Below are 23,829 nucleotides of genomic sequence, written 5' to 3'. Positions count from 1 at the left end.
TCACTGCGGCCGGAGCGCGCGGTGATGCGTTCGCGGCTCACGTCAGCCCTGGGTGGGCGAGGGGAGATGGGCTTCGGTCTCGTGCCGGAGCCAGAGCACCCCGAGCGGCGGAAGCACCATGGTCGCGCGGTGATCATCGCCGGCGTGCACGACCCCCATGTTCCCGACGCCGGAACCGCCGTACGCCTCCGCATCGGAGTTGAGGATCTCGTGCCACGCGCCCCGCTCGGGGAGGTCGAGCTCGTATCCGTGCACGGGCTCGCCGGAGAAGTTGCAGATCACCGCGATCGTGTTGCCGTGCCAGTCGCGGCGCGAGAACGCCACCACATTCGGGTTCCACGATGGGCCGCCCAGCCGTGAGAAGGCTGCGCCGTCGCTGTCGCGCGCCCAGAGCGCCGAGTGGTCGCGGTAGGTCGCGTTGAGCGCGGCCACGAAGTCCTGCAGCTGGGCGTGCGAGGGCTGATCCAGTAGCCACCAGTCCAGACCGCGCCCCTCGGACCACTCCGACATCTGCCCGAACTCCTGGCCCATGAACAGCAGCTGTTTGCCGGGGTGTCCCCACATGTAGGCCAGGAACGCGCGCATGTTCGCAAGCTTCTGCCAGTGGTCTCCGGGCATGCGCCCGAACAGACTTCCCTTGCCGTGCACGACCTCGTCGTGACTGATCGGCAGGATGAAGTTCTCGCTGAACGCGTAGACGAAGGAGAACGACAGCTCGCCCTCGTGGTGCGAGCGGTACATCGGGTCTCGCTTGATGTACTGCAGCGAGTCGTTCATCCACCCCATGTTCCATTTGAAGCCGAAGCCGAGGCCGGCGGCGTTCGTGGGGGCGGTGACGCCGGGGAAGCTGGTGGACTCCTCGGCGATCATCGAGATGCCGGGGTAGCGCTTGTAGGCGGTCGCATTGACCTCCTGCAGGAAGTGGATCGCCTCGAGGTTCTCGCGGCCGCCGTGGATATTCGGAATCCACTCGCCTTCTTCGCGCGAGTAGTCGAGGTACAGCATCGAGGCGACCGCGTCGACGCGGAGGCCGTCGACATGGAACTCCTCGAACCAGTACAGCGCATTCGCCACCAGGAAGTTCCGCACTTCGCTGCGACCGTAGTCGAAGATCAGCGTGCCCCAGTCCTTGTGCTCGCCTCTGCGCGGGTCGCTGTGCTCGTAGAGGGGCTCGCCGTCGAATCGCGCCAGGGCGAAGGCATCCTTCGGGAAGTGGCCCGGAACCCAGTCCATGATGATCCCGATGCCCGCCTGGTGCAGGCGGTCGAAAAGGTAGCGCAGGTCATCGGGAGAACCGAATCTGCTCGTCGGGGCGTAGTAGCCACTCACCTGGTAACCCCACGACCCACCGAACGGGTGCTCTGCCAGCGGCAGGAACTCGATGTGGGTGAACCCCTGCGCGGTGACGTGGTCGATGATCTGGTCGGCCGCATCGCGATACGAGAGCCCGGGGCGCCACGAACCGAGATGCAGTTCGTAGATCGACATCGGCTGCGACACCGGGGTGCTGCGCGCCCGTCGCTGCATCCACTCGTCGTCCCCCCACGCGTAGGAGGATTCGGTGACCACGGATGCCGTGGCGGGAGGCACTTCGGCATAGCGGGCCATCGGATCGGCCTTGACCACCCATTCGCCGCGTCGCGAGAGCATCTCGAACTTGTAGATCGCGCCGGCTTCGACGCCGGGGATGAACAGCTCCCACACGCCGCTGGCGCCCATCGACCGCATCGCGTGGGTGTTGCCGTCCCAACTGTTGAAGTCGCCGACCACGCGCGCGGCGCGTGCGTTGGGCGCCCAGACCGTGAACGATGTCCCGCGCGAGCCGTCGAGCACTCGCACGTGCGCGCCGAGAACCCGCCAGAGCTCTTCGTGGCGGCCCTCCCCGATGAGATGGAGGTCCAGTTCGCCGATCGCGGGGAGGTGACGGTAAGGGTCGTCCGTCACGAAATCGGGAGCGTCGGGATAGGAGGTCTGCAGCACGTACGGTGCGGCATCGCCTTCCCGTGTGCCCTCCCAGATGCCGGAGCGCACGTGTTCTAGCGGGACCTGCGTGCCGTCGGCGAACACCGCCGTGACGGTGGCGGCGAGCGGTCGGCGTGCGCGGATGCGCCAGACCTTGGCGCCGGTGGCATCCGTGTCTTCGTGGATGCCGAGAACGCCGTGCGGGTCGTGATGGCGTCCGCCGGCAACGGCGTCGAGGAGGTCGTCGTCGAGTGTGGTCATGGCGTCTTCCTGACGTAGAGGATGTGCACGGGCTCGTTGAACGCATCGAGCCGGACGAAGTTGTGGTCGGCCCAGGTCCAGACCGCCCCCGTGATCAGCTCCTCCACCTCGTAGGGCTCGCCCGGGGCGATCCCCCAGAGGGTCGTATCCAGGTGGATCATGGTCTGGCGCACCGAGTGAGGATCCACGTTCGCGACGACGATGATCGTGTCGGGCTGCCCGCTCGGCGAGACCGAGGCATCCAGATGCTTTGAGAACACGAGGATCGCGTCGTCGTCGCTCCAGTGCACGCGCAGGTTGCGCAGCTGACCGAGCGCGGGATGCTGGCGGCGGATCTCGTTGAGCCGCGTCAGGTACGGTGCGAGCGAGTCGCCCCGCTCCTCGGCGCCCGCCCAGTCCCGGAGCTTGTACTCGTACTTCTCGTTGTCGATGTTCTCTTCCGAACCCGGGCGCGCAACGTTCTCGTAGAGCTCGTACCCCGCATACACGCCGTACGAGGGCGCGCCGGTCGCTGCCAGCGCCGCACGGATCTTGTAAGCGGGCCTGCCGCCGAACTGGAGGTACTCGGTGAGGATGTCGGGCGTGTTGACGAAGAGGTTCGGACGCAGGAAGTCCGCGGTGTCTTCCGCGAGCGCGCGCAGGAACTCTTCGAGCTCCGCCTTCGTGTTCCGCCAGGTGAAGTACGTGTAGCTCTGCTGGAATCCCGCCATCGCGAGTCCTTGCAGGGGAGCGGGACGGGTGAAGGCCTCTGCGAGGAAGACGACGCCGGGGCTCTCCGCCTCGACGGTCGCGATCAGCCACTCCCAGAACTGCAGGGGCTTGGTGTGCGGGTTGTCGACGCGGAAGATCCGCACGCCCTGCGCGATCCAATGCCGGACCACGCGAAGCACCTCGGCCCTGATGCCTTCCGGGTCGTTGTCGAAGTTGATCGGGTAGATGTCCTGGTATTTCTTGGGCGGGTTCTCGGCATACGCGATCGATCCGTCCGGCAGTGTGGTGAACCACTCGGGATGCGCCGTCACCCAGGGGTGATCGGGCGCGGCCTGGAGCGCCAGATCGAGCGCGACCTCGATGCCGGCTTCACGAGCGGCGCGCACGAACGCCCGGAAGTCGGCGAGCGTGCCGAGCTCGGGGTGCACCGTGTCGTGTCCGCCTTCGTCCGAGCCGATCGCCCATGGGCTGCCCGGATCACCCTCGCGGGGGTCGAGGGTGTTGTTGGGCCCCTTGCGATTGAGCCGGCCGATCGGATGGATCGGCGGAAGGTAGAGGACGTCGAAGCCCATCGCCGCGACCGCGGGAAGACGCTTCGCGGCACTCCGGAACGTGCCGCTCTTGATCTCGCCCGACTTCAGGCGCTTGGCTCCCTCTGAACGCGGGAAGAACTCGTACCAGGCCCCGACCCCGGCCCGTTCCCGCTCCACGACGAGTTCGTGGCGTGGCCCGATCGTGGTGAGCGAAGCGATGGGTCGATCCGCGAAGAACGCGGCGATGGCCGGGTCCCGCACGATCGTGAGCGCGGTGTCGTCGCTGATCGACGCATCCCGAAGCGCCGCAGCAGCACGTTCCAGCGTCTGTCGCTCGGGTCGCGGGCGCTCCGCGTCGGCGGCGGCGCGGCCGAACAGCGACGCTCCGATCTCGCGCATGAGCGCGGCATCCACATCCGCGGCGATCTTCAGGTCGGCGGCGTGTTCCCAGGTCGCGAATTCGTCGGCGAACGCCTCGTACCGGAACGACCAGACGCCCTCCTCGGTGGGGGCGATGAGGGTCTCCCACCGGTCGAATCCGTCATGGAGGGGCCGGAGCCGGTGCAGCGATTCGTCGCCGCTCGGTGAGAACAGACGCACATGCACGCCGATGAGGTCGTGCCCCTCGCGGAATGCGGTGACCCGGAAGGGGACCACCTCGCCCGCATACGCACGGGGAGGGAAGAGGCCGCCCGGAACGGACGGCACCGCGAGGGCCATCGGGATCCGGCCGGTGATCGTGTCGCTCGGTGAGGTACTCAGTGACGGGGGGTCCGCAGCGGGGCGGACGGGAATCGGGGAGATCGATCGCCAGGGGCGTTGCGTCTCAGGACGCGTCTTCGTGGCCACCTCACGAACCTACCGCGCACGGGTTGCCCGGCACAGCATGGGGGACTCACGTGGCGCGGAACAGGTGCATCGATGTACCCTCTACGGTCACGGTGTCGCCGGGCGCGAAGATCGTGATCTGGTCCGTCGGCCGCTCGTCCGCGCTCGACCACAGCGATTCGTACGCGATGACGCCCTCGATTTCCGGGAGGGTCACCTCGACCGGCTGCTCCGTGCCGTGCACGATCAGCAGGATCCGGTTGAACTCCTCGGTCTCAGGGGTGGAGGCGGCGACATACTGCAGCGTCCGGTTCGCGGGACTCGTCCACCGGTCGCCGGACATCGTCTCGCCGTGCTCGTCGTACCAGTCCATCGACGACGCGCTGGGGATCCGCTTGTCCTCGTGCGCGAAGCGGATCGGGCGAAGCGCGGGGTTCTCATGACGCAGGCTGATGAGGCGCTGCACGTGCCGGTGCAGGTCTTCCTGCCACGGTTCGTGGTCCCACGACAGCCAGGTGAGGGAGGAGTCGTGACAATAGGCGTTGTTGTTCCCGCGCTGGGAGCGGGCGAACTCGTCGCCCGCCGTCAGCATGGGTACCCCCGCGGAAAGAAGGAGCGTGCCCAGGAGGTTCCGCATCGCTTTTCGCCGAACGGAGAGGATGCCGGCATCGTCGGTGGGTCCCTCTGCGCCATGGTTGAACGAGCGGTTGGTGTCTGCTCCGTCGCGGTTCTGCTCGCCGTTGCCCATGTTGTGCTTGACGTCGTAGCTGACCAGGTCGCGAAGCGTGAACCCGTCGTGGGCGGTCACGAAGTTCACGCTCGCGAGCGGGCCGCGCTCGTCGCTGAACGTGTTGGATGAGCCGGCGAGGCGAGTGGCGAATCCGCCGATGCCGACCGGTGCCGCCGACGCACGTCGCGCATAGTCGACGTCGCTCAGCCAGAAGTTGCGGACGCGGTCGCGGTAGCGGTCGTTCCACTCGGCCCACCCCTCGCCGAAATTGCCGGTCTGCCAGCCGCCCATCCCCACGTCCCACGGCTCGGCGATCCGCTTGACCCCCGCGAGGGCGGGGTCGTCGATGATCGCACGCAGCAGGGGATGCTCCGGAGTGAACGCGTGCGTCGCGTCACGGCCGAGGGTCGCCGCCAGATCGAAGCGGAAGCCGTCGATCTGCACGTCGTTCGCCCAATAGCGGAGGGAATCGAGGATCAGTCGGGCTGCGGCGTCGGTTGACGTGTTGACCGAATTGCCGCACCCGGTGACGTCGATGTAGGCGCCGTCGTCCTGCTGGCGGTAGTAGGCACGGTTGTCGATGCCGCGCAGGCTCGTGCGCGGACCCCCGATGGCTTCCTCCGACGTGTGGTTGTAGACGACGTCGAGGATCACCTCGAGCCCGGCCGCGTGCAGCAGCTTGACCATTCCCTTGAACTCGCGCAGCACCGCTTCCGGCCCCTCGCGCCGATTCGCCTCTGTGGCGTATGCCGCGTGCGGGGTGAAGAAGTTCAGTGTGTTGTAGCCCCAGTAGTTCGTGAGGCCGAGCTGGAGGAGGCGCGGCTCGGAGGCGAACGCGTGGACGGGAAGGAGCTCGATGCTCGTGACCCCGAGCGTGAGGAAGTGTTCGATCATCGCGGGATGCGCAAGGCCCGCATAGGTCCCGTGCAGGGCAGGCGGAACGTCGGGATGCCGCTTGGAGAGGCCCTTGAGGTGGCCTTCGTAGATGATCGTGCGGTCGAGGGGGATCGCCGGCTTTGCCACTCCGCCCCAATCGAACGATCCGTCCACGACCACCGAGCGCCAGTCGTCGAATCCGCCGTTGACGAGCCCGCGCGAATAGGGTTCGACGAGGATCGTCCGAGGGTTGAACGTGTTGCCGGTCTCGTGCGGGCCGTCGACGCGTATCGCGTAGCGCACCCCCGGTCGCAGGAGGGGGGTCGTCACGCTCCACACGTCGCCGCCGACCGGGGCGAGCGGCTCGCGATCGGTGATCCAGTCGAGGTCGGTGTCGTCGAAGATCAGGAGCTCCACCGACCTCGCGTGGGCCGACCAGACCCTGAGGGTTCCGCCGCCCGCATGGAGTGTCACTCCCAGCTGGTCGAGGTCCGAACGCAGCAGCGACGCCGGGGACGTGGTCTCGGCGAGTGAATCGACCATGCGCTCTACAGTAGTAATGCCGTGACGCCGGGACGTACACGGCGGGGAGCGGGGTCCGTGATGCAGTCGAACCACGGCCGGGTGCGCCGGGATCGCGTGTACTTGGACCACGCCGCCACCACACCGCTGCGGCCGGAGGCGAGAGACGCCTGGATCGCGACGACCGAGCACGTCGGAAACGCTTCGTCGATCCACGCCGGTGGGCAGGACGCGCGGCGGATCCTGGAAGAGGCGCGGGAGCGGATCGCGGCCGTGCTCGATTGCGACCCCATCGAGGTCGTCCTCACTTCGGGCGGCACCGAGTCGGTGAACCTCGCGGTCAAGGGGCTCTGGTGGGGTCGGAGTGCGGGGACGGATGCGGTGGTCCTGCCCGATGCGGAGCACCACGCCACGCTCGATGCGGTCCAGTGGCTGGCCGCGACGCAGGGCGCGCGGGTCGTTCCTGTGCGCGTCGATCGTCAGGCACGGGTGGACACGGCGGCGTTCGCGGCGGCGTGCGCGGGCGACGGCGTGGCGCTGGCCACCGCGCTGGTCGCCAACAACGAGGCGGGCACGATCAATCCCGTTGCCGAGCTCGCTCAGGCGGCGAGCGCCGGGAGAGTGCCCTTCCACCTCGATGCCGTCAGCGCGTTCGGTCATGTCCCGGTGTCGTTCCGTCGCTGGCGGGCGGAGGCCGCGGGCGGCACGGGCCTGGTCGCGCTCAGCGTGTCGGCGCACAAGATCGGCGGACCGGTCGGGATCGGTGCCCTGGTCGTGTCGCGCGCGGCGACCCTCTCCGCGCTCCAGCACGGCGGAGGGCAGCAGCGCGGCCTGCGCTCCGGGACCCAGGATGTCGCGGGCGCCGTGGCGTTCGCGGTCGCGGCAGAGCTGGCGGACGCCGAGCGCGAGGCCGAAGCGGCGCGGCTCGCAGACCTGCGGGATTCGCTGGTCTCCGGCATCCGCACTCTGGTGCCGGAGGCGGAGCTGCTCGGCGATCCGACCGATCGGCTGCCCGGCAATGCCCACGTGCTGTTCCCCGGGGCGAGCGGCGACGCCCTGCTGTTTCTCATGGATCGCGCAGGCATTGCCGTCTCGACGGGATCGGCATGTCAGGCCGGCGTGCCCGAACCGTCGCACGTGGTGCTCGCCATGGGCAGGGACGACGACGCCGCCCGCTCGGTCCTGCGGCTCACCCTCGGCCGCGCCTCCACGCGAGCGGATGTGGATGCGTTCCTCGCCGCACTGCCCGAGGCGTACGAGCGGGCGGTGCCCTCCGCGCGGCGCTGACGGGCTCCCGGACGCCGTGCAGTCACCCGCTCGTAGACTGGACGCATGAGGATCCTTGCGGCGATGAGTGGTGGCGTGGACTCGGCGGTGGCCGCTGCGCGCGCCGTCGACGCCGGTCATGACGTGGTCGGGGTGCACTTGGCCCTATCGCGCGCGGGCGGCACCCTCCGCACCGGGAGCCGGGGCTGCTGCACGATCGAAGACTCGCTGGATGCGCGCAGGGCCGCCGATCTGCTCGGCATCCCGTTCTACGTGTGGGACTTCTCCGAGAGGTTCCGCGACGACGTGATCGATGACTTCATCGCCGAGTACCAGGCCGGTCGCACCCCGAACCCCTGCATGCGCTGCAACGAGAAGATCAAGTTCGCCGCACTCCTCGAACGGGCCGTCGAACTCGGTTTCGACGCGGTCTGCACCGGCCATTACGCGACGCTCATCGACGGCGAGAGCGGTCTCGAGCTGCACAGGGCGTCGGATGCCGCGAAGGACCAGTCCTATGTGCTCGGCGTGCTGACGGCCGAGCAGCTGGCACACACGTACTTCCCGCTCGGCGCGACGCCGTCCAAGGCCGTCGTCCGCGCGGAGGCGGCGGCGCGCGGTCTCACGGTCGCGCAGAAGCCCGACAGTCACGACATCTGCTTCATCCCCGACGGCGACACCCGCGGCTGGCTGGCCGAGAAGGTCGGCACCGCGACGGGTGACATCGTCGATCGCACGGGAGCCGTGGTGGGATCGCACGAGGGCGCGCACGCCTTCACCGTCGGCCAGCGGCGCGGCCTCGCCCTCGGCGTGCCGGCCGCCGACGGCAAGCCGAGATTCGTGCTCGAGGTGCGCCCGGTCTCCAACACCGTCGTCGTCGGTCCGAAGGAGGCTCTCGCGATCTCCGAGATCTCGGGCGCCCGCTACAGCTGGACGGGCGCACCGCCCGCGGACGATGAGTGGGACTGTCATGTGCAGATCCGTGCGCACGCAGAGCCTGTGCCGGCCACAGCGCGCAGGGATGCGGCATCCGGTGCGCTCGTGGTCACCCCCGAGGTGGCACTCGACGGTGTGGCCCCCGGCCAGACGGCGGTGCTCTACGTCGGAACGCGAGTACTCGGCCAGTTCACGATCGACCGCACGGTCTCGGCCGTTCCCGCGGGGGTCTAGCCGGTTCGACGTCGGAGCCCGTCTCTAGACTGACGGGGTGACTGACGGCTCGGACATCTCCTCGCTCCCGCTCGACGAAGCTCGCGATGAGGTGGAGTCGCTCGTGGACCGCATCATCGGCGCGCGCGACGCATACTACGGGCGCGACACCGTGGTCGTCGACGACCAGACGTACGACGGGTGGATGCATCGGCTCGAAGAGATCGAGCGACTCCACCCCGAGCTGCAGAGCCAGGACTCGCCGACGCTGACGGTGGGTGCGGCATCCGGCACGCTGTTCGATCCGGTCGAGCATGCCGAGCGGATGCTCAGTCTCGACAACGTGTTCAGCGATGACGAGTTCCTCGCCTGGGCCGCGAAGGTCCAGCGCGATGCGGGCCGCTCCGTGCACTTCCTGTGCGAACTGAAGATCGACGGTCTCGCGCTGTCGCTCCGTTACGAGCACGGTCGCCTCACGACCGCCGCCACTCGGGGCGACGGTCGTGTCGGCGAGGATGTGACGGAGAACGTCCGCCGGATCAGCGGCATCCCGCAGCGACTTGCGGGCACGGGCCATCCTCCGCTGGTCGAAGTGCGCGGCGAGGTGTTCTTCGACGTGGCCGATTTCGAAGCGCTCAATGCGTACCAGGCTTCCATGGGCGATCGTCTCTTCGCCAACCCGCGCAACGCCGCGAGCGGCTCGCTGCGTCAGAAGGCCGAGGGCAAGAACGAGCGCCAGCTCGAGGCGATGCGTCAGCGCGTGTCGCGGCTTCGCCTCACCGTGCACGGCATCGGGGCGTGGCCGGATCCGCCCGTCGCGACGCAGAGCGAGATCTACGGACTGCTCGCAACCTGGGGCCTGCCGACCAGTCGGTATTTCGAGGTCTTCGACAGTCCGGATGGCGCGGACGCCTACATCCGCCGATTCGGCGAGAACCGTCACTCGATCGAGCACGAGATCGACGGCGTCGTCGTCAAAGTCGACGAGCTCGCGCTCCACGGCGAGCTCGGTGCCACCAGCCGCGCACCGCGGTGGGCCATCGCCTACAAGTACGCTCCGGAAGAGGTGAACACGAAGCTCCTCGACATCGTCGTCTCGGTGGGGCGCACCGGCCGGGCCACGCCGTTCGCGGTCATGGAGCCGGCGCGGGTCGCCGGGAGCGTGGTGCGCCAGGCCACCCTCCACAACCAGGACGTCGTGAAGGCGAAGGGCGTTCTGATCGGCGACACGATCGTGCTGCGCAAGGCGGGCGACGTGATCCCCGAAGTGCTCGGCCCCGTGGTCGAACTGCGCGACGGCACCGAGCGCGAATTCGTGATGCCCACCCACTGCCCCGAATGCGGCTTCCCCCTGGCGCCGGCGAAAGAGGGCGACATCGACCTGCGGTGCCCCAACTCACGGTCGTGTCCCGCGCAAGTACGCGGGCGTGTCGAGCACATCGGCTCGCGGGGTGCACTCGACATCGAGGGTCTCGGCGAGGTCTCGGCGGCGGCTCTCACGCAGCCGGTCCGTCCCGAAGAGCCACCGCTCGAGACCGAGGCCCGGCTGTTCGACCTGCGCGCCGAAGACCTGTTCGGGATCGATGTGGTGGTCCGCGACGCCGAGACGGGGCTTCCGCGCCTGAACGAGGACGGAACGCCCGACACGCGGTCGCCCTTCCGGCGGCAGCGGAAGAAGACAGATGCCGCGTACCGGCCCGACGGTCCGTTCGACGGCGACGAGGCATACATCCTGTCGCGTGCCGCGACCGAGCTGCTCGCCAACATCGAGGCCGCCAAGGTGAAGGATCTGTGGCGCTTCCTCGTCGCGCTCAACGTCCGGCACGTCGGTCCCGTGGCCGCGCGCGCCCTCGCCCAGTGGTTCGGTTCGGTCGCGGCGATCCGCGCGGCCTCTCGCGACGAGCTCGCCGCCGTTGATGGGGTGGGAGGAATCATCGCCGACGCGCTGATCGATTGGTTCGACGTCGATTGGCATCGTGACATCGTCGATCGGTGGACGACCGCGGGCGCCCAGCTGACCACACCGGGCCATCCGGGTCCTGGGGCGGCCACTGCACGGGGTGGGGTGCTGGACGGTGTGACCGTGGTGGCGACCGGCTCGCTCGAGGGCTACTCGCGAGAGGGTGCGCAGCAGGCGATCATCGACGCAGGAGGCAAGTCGGCGTCGAGCGTGTCGAAGAAGACCGACTTCGTCGCCGCCGGCCCGGGCGCGGGCTCGAAGCTCGCAAAGGCTGAAGAGCTCGGCGTGCGGATCATCGACGCGGCGCAGTTCCATCTGCTGGTGACAGAGGGTCCGGGCGCGCTCGACGGCGCCGTCGGGGGCGCGCCGGCCGAGGCTTAGGCGCCGGTCGTGAGGTTGAGGAGCGACTCGCGCACCTGTCGGCGCAGCACCTTGCCGATGAGCGATTTCGGCAGCTCGTCGACCACGTAGACGCGCCGCGGCACCTTGTACGGAGTGAGGATGCCGCGGGTGAAGTCGCGCACGGCTTCGACGTCGATCTCGCTACCCGGCTCCACCACGATCGCGGCGACGACCTCTTCGCCGGAGTGCTCGCTGGGCAGCCCGACGACGGCGGCGTCCTGCACCTGCGGGTGCTGCCGAAGGGCGTTCTCGACCTCTGTCGGGGCGACGTTGAACCCGCCCGTGATGATGAGCTCCTTGATGCGATCGACGATGCGGACGAAACCGGCCTCGTCGATCGTCACGATGTCGCCGGTGCGGAACCACCCGTCGGCGAACACCGTTTCGGTTTCCTCCGGCTTGCCGTAGTAACCCTGGAAGACCTGAGGTCCGCGCACGACCAGCTCGCCGCGTTCGCCCGCGCCGAGGACCCTCGTCGGCTCGTCAGGATCGACGATGCGGCATTCCGTGCCCGGCAGGGGCAGGCCCACCGTGCCGGGCACGCGGTTGTCGGCCACGGGGTTCGCCATCAGCACGGGGGAGCACTCGCTCAATCCATAGCCTTCGACGAGGAATCCGCCGGTGGCCTGCTCGAACGGCACCACGAGCTCGTGGGGGAGCGCCATCGCGCCGGAGATCGCGATCTCCGTGCCTCGCAGCGACACCCCCTTCTCCCGCGCGGCCTTCAGGAGCCGGTCAGCGATCGGAGGCACGAGCGGCAGGAAGGTCGCCGGGTGCTTCTTCGTCACCTCGAGCACCATGTCGGGGTCGAATCGGGGGAAGAGCACGAGACGCGCGCCCATCGACATCGCGAACGTGAGGCACAGCGTGAGGCCGTAGGCGTGGAACATCGGCAGCACGGCGTAGACGACGCACCCGTTCCCGCGTGTGATCGAGGGCACCCACGCGACGGCCTGTGCGGCGTTGGCGAGCAGATTCCGATGGGTGAGTGCTGCGCCCTTGGGCGTGCCGGTCGTGCCGCTCGTGTACTGGATGATCGCGAGGTCGTCGGTCGCGGGCTTCGGGTGCGTGGCGGGCAGCGACCCGACTTTCAGGAGGTCTTCCCACGCGGTCGTGCCGGTGACACGCTCGTGGAGGGCCTCGCGCGCCTCCCGTGCTTTGGCGATCGGCAGCTTCAGCGCCATCCGCGTGCCGAAGGGCATGGCCTTCGTGATGTCGACAGACACGATGCTCGACACCTGCAGATCGGCAGGGAAGTCCTGGATGCTGCCCACGACCTTGCTCCACGCGATGGCGTGCGTCGCGCCGTGGTCTTCGAACTGCTTGCGCAGCTCGCGCGGCGTATACAGGGGATTGTGCTCGACGACGATCGCCCCGAGCCGGAGGATCGCGTAGAAGGCGACGATGTGCTGAGGGCAGTTCGGCAGCACGATCGCGACTCGGTCTCCGGCGCCGACCCCCTGGGCGCGCAGGCCCGCGGCGGCACGGTCGATCTGCGCGAGCAGCTCGCGATACGTCGTCACGCGCCCGAAGAACTGCAGGGCGGGAGCATCCGGAAAGTCACGTGCGGAGGCTTCGACGATGTCGATGAGCGAGCCGGTGATCGGGGCCAGATCTTTCGGAACACCGGGCGCGTAGCTGGCGATCCAGGGCCGAGGGGGGTCGTACGTCACTGTCACCCGGCCAGCCTAAACCCGCCGCGTGCAGCCCTGCGGGGCCACGCGCAGCCGGCACGCGGCGGTGAGGCCGAGCCGCGCAAACTAGACTGGCGGAGTGTCTGAAATCACCCCCGATCTCGTGCGCCATCTCGGTGTGCTCGCCCGGATCCAGCTGAGCGACGACGAGGTACAGCGCCTCACCGGACAGCTCGACGCGATCGTCGACAACATCGCCAAGGTCTCGCAGGTGGCCACTCCCGATGTGATCGCGACCAGCCACCCGATCCCGCTGCAGAACGTTTGCCGTGCCGACGTCGTGGGCGAAACCCTCACGCAGGCTCAGGCGTTGCAGAACGCCCCGGATGCGGCCGACGGCCGGTTCCGCGTCACCGCGATCCTCGGAGAAGAACAGTGACGGAGCCGACAGGGACGGAACGAAAAGCAGTGAGCGACATCATCCGGCTCTCCGCGGCAGACCTCGCCGCGAAGCTCGCTTCGCGCGAGATCTCGAGCGTCGAGGCCACCCAGGCGCACCTCGATCGCATCGCCGCGGTGGACGGAGACGTCCACGCCTTCCTGCACGTGAATGCCGGCGCTCTGGATGCCGCCGCCGACATCGATCGCCGACGGGCCGCGGGTGAGGATCTCGGCCCCGTGGCCGGAGTTCCGCTCGCCATCAAGGACGTGCTGGTCACGACGGACATGCCCTCGACGAGCGGATCGAAGATCCTCGAGGGGTACCTGTCGCCGTTCGACGCCACCGTGGTGGCGCGTGCACGGGCCGCCGGTCTCGTGCCGCTCGGCAAGACGAACATGGATGAGTTCGCGATGGGCTCCTCGACCGAGCACTCGGCCTACGGCCCCACCCACAACCCGTGGGACCTCGACCGGATCCCGGGCGGGTCCGGCGGCGGTTCGGCCGCGGCCGTCGCCGCCTTCGAGGCGCCCCTCGCCCTCGGCTCTGACACGGGAGGCTCGATCCGCCAGCCTGCCCACGTGACCGGCACCGTGGGCATCAAGCCCACCTACGGCGGCGTGAGCCGGTACGGCGCGATCGCTCTCGCGTCCAGCCTCGATCAGGTGGGTCCGGTAACCAGGACGGTGCTCGACGCCGGCCTGCTGCACGACGTGATCGGCGGCCACGACCCGCGCGATTCGACGTCGCTCACCGACGCGTGGCCGTCCTTCGCCGACGCGGCGCGGGAGGGCGCGCGCGGCGATGTGCTCAAGGGACTGAAGGTCGGCGTCATCGCAGAGCTTCCCGACAGCGGGTTCCAGGCCGGTGTGTCGGGTTCATTCCGGGCCGCGCTGGCGGTGATGGAGGCTCAGGGGGCCGAGATCGTCGAGATCAGCGCCCCGCACTTCGAGTACGGAGTGGCCGCGTATTACCTGATCCTCCCCGCCGAGGCATCCAGCAACCTCGCCAAGTTCGACTCGGTGCGCTTCGGTCTTCGGACTCAGGCCGTGGGCACGGTGGAGGATGTCATGGCCGCGACCCGTGATGCGGGCTTCGGCGACGAGGTGAAGCGACGCATCATCCTCGGCACGTACGCGCTGTCGGCCGGCTACTACGACGCCTACTACGGCTCCGCGCAGAAGGTGCGCACCCTCATCCAGCGCGATTTCGATGAGGCGTTCGCCCGTGTCGACGTGATCGCGACGCCCTCGGCGCCGACCACGGCGTTCCGGCTGGGCGAGAAGATCGACGACCCGCTGCAGATGTACTTGAACGATGTCACGACGATCCCCGCCAACCTCGCGGGGGTTCCGGGCATCTCGATTCCGTCGGGCCTGGCCGCCGAGGACGGCCTGCCCGTCGGCATCCAGTTCCTGGCGCCCGCGCGCGAAGACGCACGCCTCTACCGCGTGGGCGCTGCGCTCGAGGCTCTGCTCGTGGACAGCTGGGGCGGTCCGCTCCTCGACAAGGCTCCGACGCTCGGAGAGAAGGCCTGATCATGGCGACGCACGGAAGAAGCGCGGATAAGCTGCTGAGTTTCGACGAGGCCCTCGAGCGGTTCGAACCCGTTCTCGGGTTCGAGGTGCACGTCGAGCTGAACACCAAGACCAAGATGTTCTCGGCTGCGCCCAACTCGTTCGGGCGCGAGCCGAATACCGATCTGGCACCCGTCGACCTGGGTCTGCCCGGGTCCCTCCCCGTCGTCAACGAGCAGGCGGTCCGCTACTCCATCTCGCTCGGGCTCGCGCTGGGGTGCTCGATCGCACCGTCCAGCCGCTTCGCACGCAAGAACTACTTCTACCCCGATCTGGGTAAGAACTATCAGATCAGCCAGTACGACGAGCCGATCGCGTTCGAGGGCTCGGTCGATGTCGAGCTCGCGGACGGCACGATCGTCACGGTGCCCATCGAGCGCGCGCACATGGAAGAGGATGCCGGCAAGCTCACGCACGTCGGCGGCTCGACCGGGCGCATCCAGGGCGCGGAGTACTCGCTCGTCGACTACAACCGCGCGGGCGTGCCGCTCGTGGAGATCGTCACCAAGCCCATCTACGGGTCCGAACACCGTGCCCCCGAGATCGCGAAGGCGTACGTCCAGACGATCCGCGACATCGTGCTGGCGCTGGGGATCTCGGACGCGAAGATGGAGCGCGGCAACCTCCGCTGCGACGCGAACGTTTCACTGCGTCCCCGTGGACAGGAGAAGCTCGGCACTCGCACCGAGACCAAGAACGTGAACTCGATGCGCTCCGTCGAGCGCGCGGTGCGCTACGAGATCCAGCGGCAGGCGGCGATCCTCGCGGCGGGCGGCACGATCACGCAAGAGACCCGGCACTGGCACGAGGACACCGGAACGACTTCGCCGGGCCGGCCGAAGTCCGACGCCGACGACTACCGATACTTCCCCGAGCCGGACCTCCTCCCGGTGGTTCCCTCGCCCGCCTTGATCGATGAGCTCCGGGCCGCGCTCCCGGAGGGCCCCGCGGCGCGCCGTCGTCGCCTGAAAGCAGAGTGGGGCTTCACGGATCTCGAGTTCCAGGACGCCGCGAACAACGGCATCCTCGCCGAGATCGAGGCGACGATCGTCGCGGGCGCGACCCCCGCGGCTGCCCGCAAGTGGTGGACCGGCGAGATCGCCCGCCTCGCCAACGCGCAGGGGCGGGAGGCCGCCGACCTCGTGTCTCCCGCCGACGTTGCTGCGGTGCAGGCGCTCGTCGATGCCGGAACGCTCAACGACAAGCTCGCGCGCCAGGTGCTGGAGGCCGTCATCGCGGGTGAGGGCACACCCCAGGAGATCGTGGATGCTCGGGGCCTTGCCGTCGTCTCGGACGACGGTGCGCTCATCGCCGCGATCGATGACGCGCTGGCCGCGCAGCCCGACGTGCTCGAGAAGATCCGGGACGGAAAGGTCCAGGCGGCGGGGGCGGTCATCGGAGCGGTGATGAAGGCGATGCGGGGGCAGGCCGACGCGGCCCGTGTGCGCGAACTCGTCCTGGAGCGCGCGGCCCGGTAAGTCGCGCGGCCCGGTGAGCCTCGAAGGGCGGGGCCCGATGTCGGCGCACGCGGCGAGAATGTATTCATGGGACGCGGCGACGGGACGGGGCGGACGGTCTCGCCCGACGATGCCGACGACAGCGGCACCGGCATCCTTCACGTCGACATGGATGCGTTCTACGCATCCGTAGAAGTTCTCGACGACCCCACGTTGAGGGGCAAGCCGATCATCATCGGCGCGCCCGACGGCCGGTCGGTGGTCTCCAGCGCCTCGTACGAGGCGCGACGGTTCGGAGTGCGCTCGGCGATGCCGGTGGGGCAGGCGTTGCGCCTCTGCCCGAACGCGATCGTCGTGCTCCCGCACTTCGATCGCTACCTGGCGAAATCGGCGGAGGTGATGGAGATCTTCCACTCCTTCACGCCCCTGGTCGAGCCGCTGTCGATTGACGAGGCATTCCTCGATGTGCGCGGGGCACGACGGCTCTGGGGGAGCCCCGGCGAGATCGGCCGCGCGATCCGGCGCCGTGTGCTCGCCGAGACGGGGCTGGTCTGCAGCGTCGGAGTGGCTGCGACCAAGCATGTCGCGAAGATGGCGTCGACACTGAGCAAGCCGGACGGCATCCTCATCGTCGCAGAGGCCGACACCGCCGCCTTCCTCGCGCCGCGGTCGGTGCGGACGATGTGGGGCGTCGGGCCGAAAGCATCGGAGGTGCTCGAGTCGCGCGGGCTGCGGACGATCGCAGACGTCCGCGATGCCCCGCGTGCGTCGCTCGATCGCGCCGTCGGGGTGGCCATGGGGGACCGGCTCTGGCACCTCGCGCGCGGCATCGACCCGCGTGAGGTCTCGACGTCGCGCGTCGAGAAGAGCATCGGGCACGAAGAGACCTTCCACACCGACATCGCCGACCCCGCGGTGCTGCGCGCGGAGTTGCGTCGGCTCGCCGATCGTGTGGGTGCGCGGCTGCGCAAGAGCGGCTGGGAGGCGTCGACGATCGCCCTGAAGCTGCGATTCGCCGACTTCACGACGATCAGCCGATCGCAGACGCTCGAGGCGCCGACTGCGGTGGGCCAGCGGATCGGGGATGCCGCGCATGAGTTGTTCGACAGCATCGACCTTCACCAGCCGGTGCGCCTCGTGGGTGTGCGGGCAGAGAAGCTCCAGGAGTCCGGGGGCGCGGCGCTCGCCCTCTGGGACGACGATGAAGAGTGGCGCAATGTGGAAGGCGCGCTGGACGATGCGACCGCCCGGTTCGGAAAGGGGGCGGTCACTCGTGCCGCCTTCCTCGGCCGGACGCCCGCGATGGGTGCACTCCCGTCGCATCCGAAGCCTCCGCAGGGGTAGCGTGGGCTCATGCCCAACATCGCACTCGAGCTCGGCAAGCAGTCCGCATCATTCGGCGTGAAGAGCGCCTACGGTGAGCAGCAGGACGTCGACGGAATCCGCATCGTTCCCGTCGCCCTCACGTGGACGGGGTTCGGTGGCGGATCCGATGAGGTCGGCAACGGTGGCGGTGGGGGCGGCGGGTACGCGATTCCCCTGGGCGCCTACATCCGCCGCGGTGGAGATCTGCGCTTCGAGCCGAACATCGTCGTGTTCCTCGCCGTCGCGATCCCGTTCGTGTGGGTCGCCGGCCGCGCGTTCAGCCGTGTCGTCCGCATCCTCAAGAAGTAGCAGCGACCCGCTCGCGAACGCGCGCCATGCGGCGGCCGCGAGGATCCTCGAGGCTGTCATCGCGGTCGAGGCGGCCAATCCGGTCGTCCTCATCGACGGTCGCAGCGGATCGGGCAAGTCGACTCTCGCCAGGGAGCTCGTGCAGCGCTGGCCGCTTCGCGGACGAGTCCAGCTCGTCGGTCTTGACGCGATCTATCCGGGATGGGACGGGCTCGACGAGGGCGTGCGCACAGCGACCGACACCATCCTGAACGCGCACGCCCGAGGGTTCATCGGCGTATGGGAGCGATGGGACTGGGCGGCCTCACAGCACGCGGAAGCCCATGCCGTCGATCCGGCGCTGCCGTTGATCGTCGAGGGCTCGGGCATCCTCACCCCGGTCACCGCGCGTCTCGCGGACGTGCGTGTGTGGCTCGAATCGCCGACCGCGTCGCGCAAGAGTCGTGCGCTGGCGCGGGACGGTGAGACCTTCCGCCCGCACTGGACGCGATGGGCCGAGCAGGAAGAGCGCCATCTGACTCGCGACGATCCGCGGGCTCACGCAACCCTGACCTTCGAGATCCCTTAGCGTGCTCGGGGGTCAGTCCTCCGTGACGGCGCGCACGAGGCCATCGAGGCGGTACCCGAGCCAGTCGTAGATCCCGAAGCGCGTGTCATCCTCGTCGTGGTCGTCTTCGGTCTCGATCCCGAGGCGTGAGGCAAGGACGAGGCGGATGGCGGCCAGCGTGCGCAGCCAGGCACGCGACTCGTCCGCGTCGATCGTAATCGAGACGAGCTCGGTGAATCGCGGGTCATCCAGGGGTGTGCCGGCAGGCACGAGCACGATGCCGCCCAGCGTGGAGAGGACGATGCCCGCATCGTCGATCCGCCGCGTGATCAGATCGGTCTGTGTGACGTCTCTGAACTCGCGTGCGGCATGCGGGTCGTCGGTGTAGGCGTCGGGCACGAGTCTTGCGATCGCGGGATCGTCGGTCGGGCGAGCGTCATCGCTCGACTGGAGGAGCTCGAGGAATTGCGTCACGAGCCCAGAGAGGTGCGCCGCCTCTATCCGCGAGATCTCCAGGGTGACGAGTCTCTCGCTCATTGGGGAGCCTTTCGTACGGTCGCCCACAGACCGTAGTCGTGCATCGCCTGGGTGTGCAGTTCCATCTGTTCGCGAGCTCCTTCCGCCACGATCGCGTGCCCCGTGTTGTGCACCGCCATCATGAGCTGAGTCGCCTGATCGAGGGAGAACCCGAAGTATTCGCGGAAGACGTGCACCACGTAGCTCATCAGATTGACCGGATCGTTCCAGACCACGGTCTGCCACGGGCGCGCCCTGTCCGCCGATTCGTGGACGTGCAGATCCTCACGCGTGTCGGGGAGCGCCGCTGCCCTCATCACGCCCACCCCAGCTCGTGGAGGCGCTCATCATCGATTCCGTAGAAGTGCGCGATCTCGTGCACGAGCGTCGTATGGATCTCATCCCGGAGTTCGTCGAGGGAATCGCAGACCTGAAGGTGCGGTTCCCGGTAGACGATAATGCGGTCGGGCAGTTCGCCCGCACCGTACCGGTCGCGCTCCGTCAACGCCCACCCGTCGTAGAGGCCGAGCAGGTCGAGGCTGCCGTCCTCGGGGCGGTCTTCGACGACGAACACGACGTTGTCGAGCCCGTCGATCATATCGACGGGCAGCGAATCCAGCTCCGCGACGACGAGCGCCTCGAAGGCGGCGGCATCCGCCTCAATCATTGGGGTGAGTAACGGGGCTCGAACCCGCGACATCGGCCACCACAAGGCCGCGCTCTACCAACTGAGCTATACCCACCATGTCTCCCGCACGTGCGAGCAACCCGAAGATTCTCTCATACTTCGGGTGCAAACGCCGACACGACGGATGCGGCGACCGCACGTGCCCCGTCGCTCGTCGGCCCGGGCTGGGGCACGAACACGGCCTGCCGGTAGTAGGCCAGCTCGCGGATCGATTCGCGGATGTCGGCGAGCGCGCGGTGGCCCCCGTCCTTCGACGGAGCGTGGATGTAGGCCCTCGGGTACCAGCGGCGCGAGAGCTCTTTGACGCTCGAGACGTCGACGTTGCGGTAGTGCAGCCAGCGATCCAGCCGTGGCATGTACTTGGCGAGGAACATCCGATCGGTCCCGATCGTGTTGCCCGCGAGCGGCGCCTTGCCCTCCTGCGGGACGAACCGCTGGATGTACTCCAGCGCCAGGAACTCCGCCTCGGCGGCGCTGACTCCGTTCGGGATCTCGTCGATGAGTCCTGAGGTCGTGTGCATCTGAGTGACGAACTCGTTCATGTGCGCCAGGGCGGTGTCGTCGGGCTTGATCACGATCTGGAAGCCGGGGTCGAGCACCCTCAGCTCGAAGTCGGTCACGACGACCGCGATCTCGACGAGCTCGTCGACTTCGAGATCGAGCCCTGTCATCTCGCAGTCGATCCACACGAGTCGGTCGTTCTCAGAAGCCCCCACCATGCGCACCATCCTAATGAGCGGCGCCGACGCCGAGCCGCCGGGGTGTGTATCCAGCGCAGTCATCGCACGTTTGAACGTCGGCGGTGCGGTCTCCATCGCATCCATGACGGTCGATCGCGCCAGCTGTCGGTCACAAGCCCCCCTGGAGAGATTCGAACTCCCGACCAGCCGGGTAGAAACCGGATGCTCTATCCACTGAGCTACAGGGGGTGACCGATTCAGGGTACCCGTCGCATCGGCGGGGCAGGAAGTCGACAACCTCGGCATCCCCAAACCCCGATCGATCCATCGAGTCGGGGTTTGTGATCCGGATAAGATCACCGGAGCTGTCCGGATGGATCACCGGAACTATCCGGATGCCCGCCTGAGTCGGTGGTTCGAATCCATCCGGGGGCACAACGCACGAAAGGCACGCATGATCGGGTTCGCCGTCGAGCTCATCGGATTCGCGGCACAGCATCCTCGCGAGTACCGGCGACTGCTCAGCATCCGCTCGCGCATCTATCAGCGCGTCGCGGGGCTGAAGGCCGAGATCCTTCGGTCGGACGAGCCGATCCCGTTCGACGCGGTCGACCGCGCGGCCTTCCGTGCGCTGCGCCCAGGCACCGCGTGGGGCGGCGTGGGTGACTGCGCGTGGCTCCGGATCACCGGCGCCGTCCCCGCTGCGACGGGTGAGCTGCACCTGATGCTCGGGATCCGCGGTGAGGGTCTCGTCTTCTCGCCCGAAGGCGTGGTGCTCGATTCGGTCAGCACGGTATGGCAACAGGGCGATCTTCCCCACAGCGGCGGGAGGTTCCGTCCGGTGCGCGATGTCGATCTGTCGAACGGGCGCATCGAGCTCTACGCCGACGTCGCCTACAACGGGTTCCTGCTCTACGAGGTCGGCAAGGCCGTCTATCACGGCGCGCACCTCGCGACCCGAGACGACGAGATGTTCGCGCTGTACTACGACATGCTCACGCTGTCGGTCCTGGCCGTGTCGACCGACGACGAATCCCTGTCACGCGAGGTGCATGCCGCGCTGGATGCTGCGTACCGGCGGTTCGGGGCGGGCGATGCCGCGGGCGCGCGCCAGGCCCTCGCGCCGTCGCTCGCCGCCCCCTCCGAGAGCGAATTCGTCTACACCGCGGTCGGCCACGGCCATCTCGATATGGCCTGGCTCTGGCCGCTCCGCGAGACGCACAGGAAGGCGGCGCGGACGTACGCGAAGGCCCTCGGCAACATCGATCGCACCGATTCGCTCGTCTACGGCACGAGCCAGCCGCAGCAGATGCAGTGGATGAAGGAGCAGCAGCCCGCGCTCTTCGAGCGGCTGCGCAACGCCGCCGCGGCCGGCCGGGTGGAGCTGCAGGGCAGTTTCTGGGTGGAACCCGACACCAACCTCCCGGGTGGCGAATCGCTCGTCCGTCAAGCGCTCGTGGGCCGTCGATTCCTCCAGGACGAGTTCGCACTCGACGCGGACGACCTCAGGATGTGCTGGCTGCCCGACACCTTCGGCTACAGCGGCAATCTGCCGCAGATCCTCAAGAAGAGCGGGATGGATTGGTTCTCGACCATCAAGCTCGCGTGGAACAAGGTCAACACCTTCCCGCACCGCACCTTCCACTGGGAGGGCATCGACGGCTCATCCGTGCTCGTCCACATGCCGCCCGAGGGCGATTACAACGCCCGAGGCGCTGCCGACGGGCTTCTGAAGGGAATCGCCCAGTACCCCGAGCGCGACCTCGGAACCGCGCTTCTGGTCTACGGCTCGGGCGATGGTGGAGGCGGTCCGGGTGAGGTGCACGTCGAGGTCACCGGACGAGAGATGAATCTGCGCGGACTCCCTCGGATCGAGTTCGGGTCTGCGACGAGCTTCTTCCGCCGACTCGAGACGATGGAGATCGCACACACCCACGTGGGGGAGCTGTACCTCGAGACCCATCAGGGCACGTACACCACCCAGGCGCGGATCAAGCGGTTCAACCGCATCGTGGAGCGCAAGCTTCACAACGTCGAGTCGCTCGCAGCCATCGTGGGTGCCGACATCCGGGCCGACCTCGCCCCGATCTGGCGCGATGTCCTGCTGAACCAGTTCCACGACATCATCCCGGGTTCATCCATCGAGCGGGTGAATCGCGAGGCGGTGTCGGCGTATCGACGCATCGAGCGTGAGCTCGACGCACACCTTGGAGTGCTCATCGAAGCATTGCCGGCCGGCCCGGCCGGCAGGACCGCGCTGAACCTCACGAACTTCCCCCGTCGCGAGCACATCCGCATCGACGGTGAGTGGTTCCACGCAGAAGCCGCGCCCTACGCGGCCGCGGTCGTCGAGCCCGCGCAGCCCGCGCCCGAACTGGCCTTCACCCCCGACACGATGACGAACGGCATCCTCACGCTGCGCTTCGATGCATCGGGCGAGATCGTCTCGTGCACGGATCGCGAGGGAGCGGAGCTGGCCGGCGCAGGTCTGAACCGGCTCGTCCTGCACGACGATCCGTACCAGTTCCCCTTCGATGCCTGGGATATCGGGATGGACTACGTCGACAAGCCACCGCAGGTCCTGTCGGCCGCTCACGTTCGCACGTGCCTCGACGGTCCGACCGTCGTCCGCAGCGCTCTGTATCGGTACCCGAAGGTATTCATCGAGCAGAACGTGATCCTCGAAGCGGGAAGCGACGTGGTCCGGTTCGACACGGTCGTCACCTGGCGCGAGACGCACAAGATGCTCCGCGCCGAATTCCGCCCCGAGCACTACGGGGAGTCGGTGCAGAGCGAGATCCAGTTCGGCCACATCAGCCGCCCGACGACGGAGCGCGACTCGGTCGAGAGGGCGCAGTTCGAGATCTGCGCCCACAAGTGGATCGCGACGGATGACGGCACCGCCGGGTTCGCGCTGCTGAACGATTCGAAGTACGGGCATCGCGCGAAGAACGGGCTCATCAGCCTCAACCTGTTGCGCGCGCCCACCTTTCCGGACAAGACCGCCGATCGCGGTATCCATCGATTCACCTACGCGTTCACGCCCTACGCGCCGGCTGACCTGGGGAAGGTCATCCGTGAGGGATATCGCCTGAACAACCCGTTGGTCGTCACAGCGGGTGCAGAACTGCCGACGTTCGCATCGACGGATCAAGCGGGGATCGTGATCGAGACGATCAAGCCCGCCGAGAGCGGCAGCGGTGTGGTGCTGCGGTTGTACGAGAGCCTCGGTGTGCCGACGGTCACCCGGCTGAACGTGTCGCGGCCGTATGCGTCCGCGCGGGAGACGAATCTGATGGAGATCCCGCAGGGGGATGCCGATCTCGCCCGGCTGGAGTTCAGTCCGTTCGAGATCAAGACGATCCACCTGGAGGGCTGAGCCATCGTCCGCGCAGCGGTCCCGCAATCGGCGGTCGC

The 23,829-nt window shown here is 68.2% G+C and carries 18 protein-coding genes and 2 tRNA genes; 10 read left to right on the top strand and 10 right to left on the bottom strand.

Annotation, left to right across the window (positions count from 1 at the left end):
• Nucleotides 1-42: 42 nt before the first annotated feature.
• The 3 genes from glgB to glgX all read right to left on the bottom strand — a co-directional run bounded on the left by glgB (nucleotide 43) and on the right by glgX (nucleotide 6,444).
• A complete protein-coding gene (gene glgB / locus F6B43_RS03340; protein WP_150447468.1) occupies nucleotides 43-2,223 on the bottom strand; it encodes a 1,4-alpha-glucan branching protein GlgB in 2,181 nt (726 codons plus the stop codon).
• Nucleotides 2,220-4,187, bottom strand: a complete 1,968-nt coding sequence (locus tag F6B43_RS03335) for an alpha-1,4-glucan--maltose-1-phosphate maltosyltransferase (RefSeq protein ID WP_150448399.1) — start codon at nucleotides 4,185-4,187, stop codon at nucleotides 2,220-2,222. The genes glgB and F6B43_RS03335 overlap by 4 nt, the downstream gene beginning before the upstream one ends.
• Before the next feature lie 175 nt (nucleotides 4,188-4,362).
• Nucleotides 4,363-6,444, bottom strand: coding sequence for a glycogen debranching protein GlgX (glgX, locus tag F6B43_RS03330; RefSeq protein ID WP_150447467.1), 2,082 nt, complete (start codon nucleotides 6,442-6,444; stop codon nucleotides 4,363-4,365).
• A gap of 60 nt (nucleotides 6,445-6,504) precedes the next feature.
• Between glgX and F6B43_RS03325 the strand changes: the two genes are divergently transcribed.
• The 3 genes from F6B43_RS03325 to ligA are packed head-to-tail and all read left to right on the top strand — an operon-like array spanning nucleotide 6,505 to nucleotide 11,179.
• Nucleotides 6,505-7,710: a cysteine desulfurase family protein gene (locus F6B43_RS03325; RefSeq protein ID WP_150448398.1), complete on the top strand. Its 1,206-nt coding sequence runs from the start codon at nucleotides 6,505-6,507 to the stop codon at nucleotides 7,708-7,710.
• Between the two features lie 45 nt (nucleotides 7,711-7,755).
• Nucleotides 7,756-8,859, top strand: a complete 1,104-nt coding sequence (mnmA, locus tag F6B43_RS03320; RefSeq protein ID WP_150447466.1) for a tRNA 2-thiouridine(34) synthase MnmA — start codon at nucleotides 7,756-7,758, stop codon at nucleotides 8,857-8,859.
• A gap of 37 nt (nucleotides 8,860-8,896) precedes the next feature.
• Entirely contained in the window at nucleotides 8,897-11,179 is a 2,283-nt protein-coding gene (gene ligA, locus F6B43_RS03315) for an NAD-dependent DNA ligase LigA (RefSeq protein ID WP_150447465.1), read from the top strand.
• Here ligA and F6B43_RS03310 read toward each other — a convergent pair.
• A complete protein-coding gene (locus F6B43_RS03310) occupies nucleotides 11,176-12,873 on the bottom strand; it encodes a long-chain-fatty-acid--CoA ligase (protein ID WP_150448397.1) in 1,698 nt (565 codons plus the stop codon). The two genes, ligA and F6B43_RS03310, sit on opposite strands and share 4 nt — an antisense overlap.
• A 100-nt stretch (nucleotides 12,874-12,973) precedes the next feature.
• On the opposite strand from F6B43_RS03310, the gene gatC reads away from it, so the two are divergent.
• The 6 genes from gatC to F6B43_RS03285 all read left to right on the top strand — a co-directional run bounded on the left by gatC (nucleotide 12,974) and on the right by F6B43_RS03285 (nucleotide 18,549).
• Nucleotides 12,974-13,273: an Asp-tRNA(Asn)/Glu-tRNA(Gln) amidotransferase subunit GatC gene (gene gatC / locus F6B43_RS03305; protein ID WP_150447464.1), complete on the top strand. Its 300-nt coding sequence runs from the start codon at nucleotides 12,974-12,976 to the stop codon at nucleotides 13,271-13,273.
• A 29-nt stretch (nucleotides 13,274-13,302) separates the two neighbouring features.
• Nucleotides 13,303-14,811 carry an Asp-tRNA(Asn)/Glu-tRNA(Gln) amidotransferase subunit GatA gene (gatA, locus tag F6B43_RS03300; protein WP_150447463.1) on the top strand — a complete coding sequence of 503 codons (1,509 nt, stop codon included), beginning with the start codon at nucleotides 13,303-13,305 and terminating at the stop codon, nucleotides 14,809-14,811.
• A gap of 2 nt (nucleotides 14,812-14,813) precedes the next feature.
• Nucleotides 14,814-16,328 (top strand): Asp-tRNA(Asn)/Glu-tRNA(Gln) amidotransferase subunit GatB, encoded by a 1,515-nt coding sequence (gene gatB / locus F6B43_RS03295; protein ID WP_150447462.1) that lies wholly within the window; start codon nucleotides 14,814-14,816, stop codon nucleotides 16,326-16,328.
• A gap of 66 nt (nucleotides 16,329-16,394) precedes the next feature.
• On the top strand, nucleotides 16,395-17,651 hold the full coding sequence (gene dinB, locus F6B43_RS03290) for a DNA polymerase IV (RefSeq protein ID WP_150447461.1): 1,257 nt from the start codon (nucleotides 16,395-16,397) through the stop codon (nucleotides 17,649-17,651).
• A gap of 9 nt (nucleotides 17,652-17,660) precedes the next feature.
• Nucleotides 17,661-17,981, top strand: coding sequence for a hypothetical protein (locus F6B43_RS19825; RefSeq protein ID WP_246159771.1), 321 nt, complete (start codon nucleotides 17,661-17,663; stop codon nucleotides 17,979-17,981).
• Complete coding sequence (locus F6B43_RS03285; RefSeq protein ID WP_246159770.1) at nucleotides 17,956-18,549, top strand: nucleoside/nucleotide kinase family protein; 594 nt, start codon at nucleotides 17,956-17,958, stop codon at nucleotides 18,547-18,549. The genes F6B43_RS19825 and F6B43_RS03285 overlap by 26 nt, the downstream gene beginning before the upstream one ends.
• A gap of 12 nt (nucleotides 18,550-18,561) precedes the next feature.
• Here the strand turns inward: F6B43_RS03285 and F6B43_RS03280 are convergent, their stop codons facing one another.
• The 6 genes from F6B43_RS03280 to F6B43_RS03255 all read right to left on the bottom strand — a co-directional run bounded on the left by F6B43_RS03280 (nucleotide 18,562) and on the right by F6B43_RS03255 (nucleotide 20,661).
• The gene (locus F6B43_RS03280) at nucleotides 18,562-19,065 is read right to left on the bottom strand and encodes a DUF2017 family protein (RefSeq protein ID WP_150447459.1); all 504 of its coding nucleotides are present in this window, start codon (nucleotides 19,063-19,065) and stop codon (nucleotides 18,562-18,564) included.
• Nucleotides 19,062-19,361: an ATP-dependent Clp protease adapter ClpS gene (clpS, locus tag F6B43_RS03275; RefSeq protein ID WP_150447458.1), complete on the bottom strand. Its 300-nt coding sequence runs from the start codon at nucleotides 19,359-19,361 to the stop codon at nucleotides 19,062-19,064. The genes F6B43_RS03280 and clpS overlap by 4 nt, the downstream gene beginning before the upstream one ends.
• Nucleotides 19,361-19,711: a metallopeptidase family protein gene (locus F6B43_RS03270; protein ID WP_150447457.1), complete on the bottom strand. Its 351-nt coding sequence runs from the start codon at nucleotides 19,709-19,711 to the stop codon at nucleotides 19,361-19,363. The genes clpS and F6B43_RS03270 overlap by 1 nt, the downstream gene beginning before the upstream one ends.
• Nucleotides 19,712-19,787: transfer RNA gene (locus F6B43_RS03265), tRNA-His, on the bottom strand.
• A gap of 37 nt (nucleotides 19,788-19,824) precedes the next feature.
• On the bottom strand, nucleotides 19,825-20,451 hold the full coding sequence (gene orn, locus F6B43_RS03260; RefSeq protein WP_150447456.1) for an oligoribonuclease: 627 nt from the start codon (nucleotides 20,449-20,451) through the stop codon (nucleotides 19,825-19,827).
• A gap of 137 nt (nucleotides 20,452-20,588) precedes the next feature.
• A tRNA-Arg gene (locus F6B43_RS03255) sits at nucleotides 20,589-20,661 on the bottom strand.
• A gap of 205 nt (nucleotides 20,662-20,866) precedes the next feature.
• Between F6B43_RS03255 and F6B43_RS03250 the strand changes: the two genes are divergently transcribed.
• Nucleotides 20,867-23,791 (top strand): alpha-mannosidase, encoded by a 2,925-nt coding sequence (locus tag F6B43_RS03250; RefSeq protein ID WP_170285542.1) that lies wholly within the window; start codon nucleotides 20,867-20,869, stop codon nucleotides 23,789-23,791.
• The last annotated feature ends 38 nt before the right edge of the window (nucleotides 23,792-23,829 follow it).

The organism is Microbacterium rhizomatis (assembly GCF_008710745.1).
Classification (GTDB): Bacteria; Actinomycetota; Actinomycetes; order Actinomycetales; family Microbacteriaceae; genus Microbacterium; species Microbacterium rhizomatis.
This window is presented reverse-complemented; position numbering and strand designations above follow the sequence as displayed.

Coding starts and splice junctions, on each gene's coding strand:
- F6B43_RS03335 (WP_150448399.1), bottom strand. CDS start 4,187: ATGGCCCTCGCGGTGCCGTCCGTTCCGGGCGGCCTCTTCCCTCCCCGT.
- mnmA (WP_150447466.1), top strand. CDS start 7,756: ATGAGGATCCTTGCGGCGATGAGTGGTGGCGTGGACTCGGCGGTGGCC.
- clpS (WP_150447458.1), bottom strand. CDS start 19,361: ATGAGGGCAGCGGCGCTCCCCGACACGCGTGAGGATCTGCACGTCCAC.
- glgX (WP_150447467.1), bottom strand. CDS start 6,444: ATGGTCGATTCACTCGCCGAGACCACGTCCCCGGCGTCGCTGCTGCGT.
- F6B43_RS19825 (WP_246159771.1), top strand. CDS start 17,661: ATGCCCAACATCGCACTCGAGCTCGGCAAGCAGTCCGCATCATTCGGC.
- F6B43_RS03270 (WP_150447457.1), bottom strand. CDS start 19,711: ATGATTGAGGCGGATGCCGCCGCCTTCGAGGCGCTCGTCGTCGCGGAG.
- F6B43_RS03280 (WP_150447459.1), bottom strand. CDS start 19,065: ATGAGCGAGAGACTCGTCACCCTGGAGATCTCGCGGATAGAGGCGGCG.
- F6B43_RS03325 (WP_150448398.1), top strand. CDS start 6,505: ATGCAGTCGAACCACGGCCGGGTGCGCCGGGATCGCGTGTACTTGGAC.
- glgB (WP_150447468.1), bottom strand. CDS start 2,223: ATGACCACACTCGACGACGACCTCCTCGACGCCGTTGCCGGCGGACGC.
- orn (WP_150447456.1), bottom strand. CDS start 20,451: ATGGTGGGGGCTTCTGAGAACGACCGACTCGTGTGGATCGACTGCGAG.
- dinB (WP_150447461.1), top strand. CDS start 16,395: ATGGGACGCGGCGACGGGACGGGGCGGACGGTCTCGCCCGACGATGCC.
- gatB (WP_150447462.1), top strand. CDS start 14,814: ATGGCGACGCACGGAAGAAGCGCGGATAAGCTGCTGAGTTTCGACGAG.
- F6B43_RS03250 (WP_170285542.1), top strand. CDS start 20,867: ATGATCGGGTTCGCCGTCGAGCTCATCGGATTCGCGGCACAGCATCCT.